Source organism: Pseudomonadota bacterium (assembly GCA_026388215.1).
Lineage (GTDB): Bacteria > Desulfobacterota > Syntrophorhabdia > Syntrophorhabdales > Syntrophorhabdaceae > JAPLKF01.
This window is the reverse complement of record JAPLKF010000248.1, coordinates 1-4,753: the sequence shown is the minus strand read 5'-3', so window position 1 is coordinate 4,753 and position 4,753 is coordinate 1. Positions and strand designations below refer to the sequence as shown.

Sequence of the window (4,753 nt, the reverse complement as noted above, 5' to 3'; positions counted from 1 at the left end):
TTTGAAGGGGGTAGTATTATGAAAAAATCAAAATGGTTTTCAATTTTTTTGGTCAGTTTGTTTGGTCTATTTTTTATGTGTCCGACATCCAATGCGGCAAATACGATTAAGGTAGGCATTGTTGATACCTATACAGGCCCTGCAACCACCTATACCAACGACGTTCTGGATGGTTTCAAGCTGGCCGTTGGAAAGATTAATGCAAAGGGTGGAGTTCTCGGTAAAAAAATTGAATTTACTACAAGAGATGAAAAGTTTAAGCCGGATATCGGACTTGCCATGGCAAAAGAACTTGTTCTGAAAGAGAAAGTAGACATTCTTATGGGGACAATCAACAGTGCTACAGCGCTTGCGATATCCGATTTTGTGAAGAAGGAAAAGGTTCCGTTTTTGGTAACTTTTTCAAAGAGCGATAAAATTGTTGGTGAAAAAGGGCACCGTTACGTATTCGGTATGAACGAGAATGCTCTCATGGCAGGCAGGGCTGCCGGTATTGCCATTGGCAAAAAACCATATATGAAGTACTGGATTGCCGGTGATGATTATGAGTATGGGCACTCAATTGCAAATAACGTATGGGAGAACGTCCAGAAAGTAAACCCAAAATCCATACTGATTGGCCAATCCTGGTGGAAGGTAGGTGAGGCAGATTTTACTCCCTATATTACACAGATTCTCGCAGCCAAGCCTGATTTTGTAATCGTAGCTACAGGCGGTTCTGGAATGGTAAATTTTCAGAAGGCAGCTCAGGCAACTGGTTTTAACAAAAAGGCTCCCTTCTTTCAGCACACCGCTATAGAAGCTTCTACACTGGTACCGCAGGGTCAAAATGCGCCAGAGGGTGTATACGGAACTGCGAACTATCTCTTCTATTATCCAGATACACCTGCAAATAATGCTTTTGTAGCAGAATTCAAAAAGGCTTATAACAGATTTCCTAAGGTTGGAGCGCTTTATGGGTATATGGCTGCCCAGTTCATCGCCGAGGGCTTTAAGAAAGCTGGAAAAGTAGACAAAGAAAGGTTCATTAATGCCCTTGAAGGCATGGCACTTGATAGCCCTGTTGGGAAATTAGAGGTAAGGAAATGCGACCATCAGCTTGTTTTACCTATGTACTACGGTGTAACAAAGAAGAACCCAAAATATGATTTCCTGATAGCTGCTGACATTGAGACCATCCCTGGTAAGGATTACATGCCAACCTGTGATGAAATGAGGAAAATGCGTAAATATAAACAATAAATCTTCTGAAGCAAGGTAGATGGACGTTATATACTCGATCATTCCACCCAGAGTCTTGAGCCAGATCTTCGTGGGTTTGAGCCGTACCGTTATCCTTTTCATAGTCTCTTCTGGCTTAAGCCTTATACTGGGGGTACTCCGTATTCCAAATGTTGCACATGGCTCCCTTTATATGATAGGGGCCTTTATGGCATTCACTATCTCCAAGGTTTTTGGTGGTGGAGATCTGGGTTTCTGGTTAGCGCTGATTGGTGCGCCACTTGGGGTAGCACTTGTGAGTCTTATAGCAGAAAGGGGGCTTTTTCAGTATCTCTATGAGAGGGAACACCTCATGCTTCTTTTGCTCACATTTGCAGTGTCTCTGGTTTTTGGTGACCTTGTTAAAATTGTATGGGGTACGGAGTACAAATCAGTACCCGTGCCCCATGTATTTCAGGGATTTGTTAATTTATTTGGCGAGTTGCCTTTTCCTCTCTATAATCTATTCCTCCTTTTCGTTGGTCCGATAGTAGCAGTGGGTCTATGGCTTATCGTGAACAAAACCAAGATAGGAAAAATTTCAAGAGCCGCCGCAGTTGACAGGGAAATGGTAGGTGCTGTTGGTATTAATGTAAGTTGGGTATTTGCTATCGTGTTTGTCATTGGCTGCCTGTTAGCTGGACTTGGGGGCGTGCTTGTTGCACCTACGGTGAGTGTAACGCTGGGAATGGACCATACACTTATTATAGAGGCATTTCTCATTGTGATTATAGGTGGTTTGGGCAGCATCTGGGGAGCGCTTCTTGGCGCTCTCATCTTTGGTCTGACGCAGTCGCTGGGTATCCTGGTCTGGTCTCAATTTGGAATTGTCTTTCCCTATGCCGCAGTGATTGTAGTGTTATTATTTAGACCTACAGGGCTTCTCAAATCGACGTGGTGATCAGGAGCGCAATATGTTGAAAGGCATGTTAGAGGGGAAGAATTGTATCTGGTTGGTTGCTGTACTTATTCTCATGTTCCTTTTACCCCTCATTTTACCAAGGTTCTACATCTACCTGTTATCCATTATTTTACTCACCGGTCTCCTTGCAACAAGCCTTAACCTTGTTCTCGGTTATGGAGGGATCTTTCAGTTTCACCATGCAGTATTTTATGGTGTTGGTGCTTATGGCACAGCACTTATGCTCACGAGGACAGAACTTACCCCATGGTTAAGTTTTATTGTTGGACCAGTAGTAGCAGCAATCCTTGGACTTATTATGGGTTGGATTTGCATCAGGCTCTCAAAGCTCTACTTTGGTATGCTTCAGATTTCTCTTGGTTCTCTTGTGTGGATAATAATCTACAGGTGGTACTCTTTTACAGGTGGAGATGACGGTATTCACGGTATTCCACTACCTGAGATCATTTCGTCCCAAAATGGTGCCTATTACTTTACGCTTATTGTTACACTAATCTGCCTTTTTTTGATGTATAAAATAATAAAATCCCCTTTTGGTAGTGCCCTCCAGGGGATACGTGATAACCCGGTACGTTGTGAAATGATAGGCATAAACGTCAAAATTCATCAACTCCTGGCATTAGTAATTGCAGGGTTCTTTGCAGGTGTTGCAGGTTCGCTTTTTGTTGTAGTAGATACTACCGTTTTTCCTGACATGCTCTTCTGGACACTTTCACTTGAGGTTCTCATCATGTGCTTGCTTGGTGGCTGGTTTACCTTCCTGGGACCAATGCTCGGGGCCGCAATAATAATAGCACTCAGGACTTTTGTAAGTACCTTTACTGTCTATTGGGCGCTTGTTCTTGGCATTATCATGATGCTTGTGATATTTTTCCTTCCAAACGGGGTGCTCGGATATATGGAGGAAAAACTGAAACGGAGAATAATAGAGCCGGTAATAAAGGAGTAGTTGGTGTTAAAAGTAAAATCGATTTCGAAGTCATTTGACGGGTTCAAAGCGGTAAATAATGCAAATCTTGAGGTGAATAAAGGCGAGATTGTGGCGGTAATCGGCCCTAACGGGGCAGGTAAAACCACACTATTTAATCTCATCACCGGGATTTTAAAACCTGATAATGGCAAAGTTTTTTTCAAGAACGAAGACATTACCGGTTTTCCTCCGTACGATATTTGCAGAAAGCGTATTTCCCGTTCTTTCCAGGTCGTCAATGTATTCCAGAGACTATCGATTTTTGAGAATGTCCAGGTTTCCATATTATCCCGTGAGAAAAAGACATGGAATCTTTTTACCGCTGCGACGAAAATGGTGATTGAAGAGACAAATGAGATACTTAAAAATGTTGGCCTTATAGACAAACGGAATAACATAAGCGGTGCCCTTTCCCATGGTGACAGGAAAGTGCTTGAGATTGCTATTGCCCTGGGAGGAAATCCTGAGTTTTTAATCCTTGACGAACCAACTGCCGGTATGTCTCCAGATGAGACAGCCCGCTGTATTGACCTTATCAAACAACTCAGAGAAAAGATGGGGCTCACCATTCTGTTCTGCGAGCACGACATGGAAATTGTTTTTGGAATCGCAAACAGGATTATGGTTATGGTCCGGGGCGCCACGATTATTCAAGACACCTGTGATGAAGTAAGGTGCAATCAGGCAGTGCAGGATGCTTACCTCGGCGGGAGTGATGTATGCTTGATGTAAATGGAATACATACCTATTATGGATTGAGTCATATCTTATTCGATGTGTCCCTTAAGGTCTCTGAAGGTGAAGTGGTAGGTCTTCTCGGCAGAAACGGGGCAGGGAAAAGCACAACAATAAGAAGCATAATGGGATTAACTCCTCCAAAAGAAGGGAACATCATGTTCAAAGGGGAAAATATAACAGGAGAAAAACCTTACTTACTATTCAGGAAAGGTATAGGCTATGTTCCTGATGATAGAAGAGTTTTTGCAGACCTCACGGTAGATGATAATCTTGAGATTGTTCATAGCAGGGGAAATGAATGGAACAAGGAAAGAGTATATGAACTATTTCCTGCTCTCAAAGAGATAAGAACAAGAAGGGCTGGGAACTTAAGTGGCGGCGAACAACAGATGCTTACCATTGCAAGGGCACTCATGGGTAGTCCGGAGCTTCTCCTCCTCGATGAGCCTACTGAAGGGCTGGCACCATTAATCGTCCGCGACCTTGAAAAACAAATCCTAAAATTAAGGGATGCAGGGATCAGCATCTTTTTATCCGAACAAAATATAAAATCCGCCCTTAAGATGATAAGCAGGGTTTACGTTATTGACAATGGCAGGATTCGCTTTGAGGGCACAGTTGCAGAACTTGAAGCGAACGAAGAAGTCAAAAAGAAATATCTGATGGTATAAAATTAACAGATCCTGCCGATCTACAACAATTCACTAATCACTATTCACTGCATTATCTCAGTCTCTCCTCTGACAGTTTTAAGTGGTCTGTTTCTACCTCAACAAGGGCCTGAAATATCTGTTTTACCCTCTTATTCTTGGCCTCTTTTGCTGCCTGCCTGTAAAACCCGATTGCCCTTGTTTCCCTTAAAT

5 protein-coding genes are annotated in these 4,753 nt (G+C 42.8%); all 5 read left to right on the top strand.

Translation table 11 applies throughout. The annotated features are described in order from the left end of the window. Positions 1-18 precede the first annotated feature (18 nt). The 5 genes from NTU69_11890 to NTU69_11870 are packed head-to-tail and all read left to right on the top strand — an operon-like array spanning position 19 to position 4,561. Complete coding sequence (locus NTU69_11890) at positions 19-1,242, top strand: ABC transporter substrate-binding protein (GenBank protein MCX5804208.1); 1,224 nt, start codon at positions 19-21, stop codon at positions 1,240-1,242. A 55-nt stretch (positions 1,243-1,297) separates the two neighbouring features. Beyond that, positions 1,298-2,161: a branched-chain amino acid ABC transporter permease gene (locus NTU69_11885; protein MCX5804207.1), complete on the top strand. Its 864-nt coding sequence runs from the start codon at positions 1,298-1,300 to the stop codon at positions 2,159-2,161. Between the two features lie 13 nt (positions 2,162-2,174). Then, complete coding sequence (locus NTU69_11880) at positions 2,175-3,131, top strand: branched-chain amino acid ABC transporter permease (GenBank protein ID MCX5804206.1); 957 nt, start codon at positions 2,175-2,177, stop codon at positions 3,129-3,131. Positions 3,132-3,134: 3 nt separating this feature from the next. Next, on the top strand, positions 3,135-3,884 hold the full coding sequence (locus NTU69_11875; GenBank protein ID MCX5804205.1) for an ABC transporter ATP-binding protein: 750 nt from the start codon (positions 3,135-3,137) through the stop codon (positions 3,882-3,884). After that, entirely contained in the window at positions 3,872-4,561 is a 690-nt protein-coding gene (locus tag NTU69_11870) for an ABC transporter ATP-binding protein (protein MCX5804204.1), read from the top strand. Before NTU69_11875 ends, NTU69_11870 begins: the two co-directional genes overlap by 13 nt. The last annotated feature ends 192 nt before the right edge of the window (positions 4,562-4,753 follow it).

What these genes read in the sequence shown, in the direction of transcription:
- NTU69_11890 (MCX5804208.1), top strand. Translation starts at nt 19, where the DNA reads ATGAAAAAATCAAAATGGTTTTCAATTTTTTTGGTCAGTTTGTTTGGT.
- NTU69_11880 (MCX5804206.1), top strand. Translation starts at nt 2,175, where the DNA reads ATGTTGAAAGGCATGTTAGAGGGGAAGAATTGTATCTGGTTGGTTGCT.
- NTU69_11870 (MCX5804204.1), top strand. Translation starts at nt 3,872, where the DNA reads ATGCTTGATGTAAATGGAATACATACCTATTATGGATTGAGTCATATC.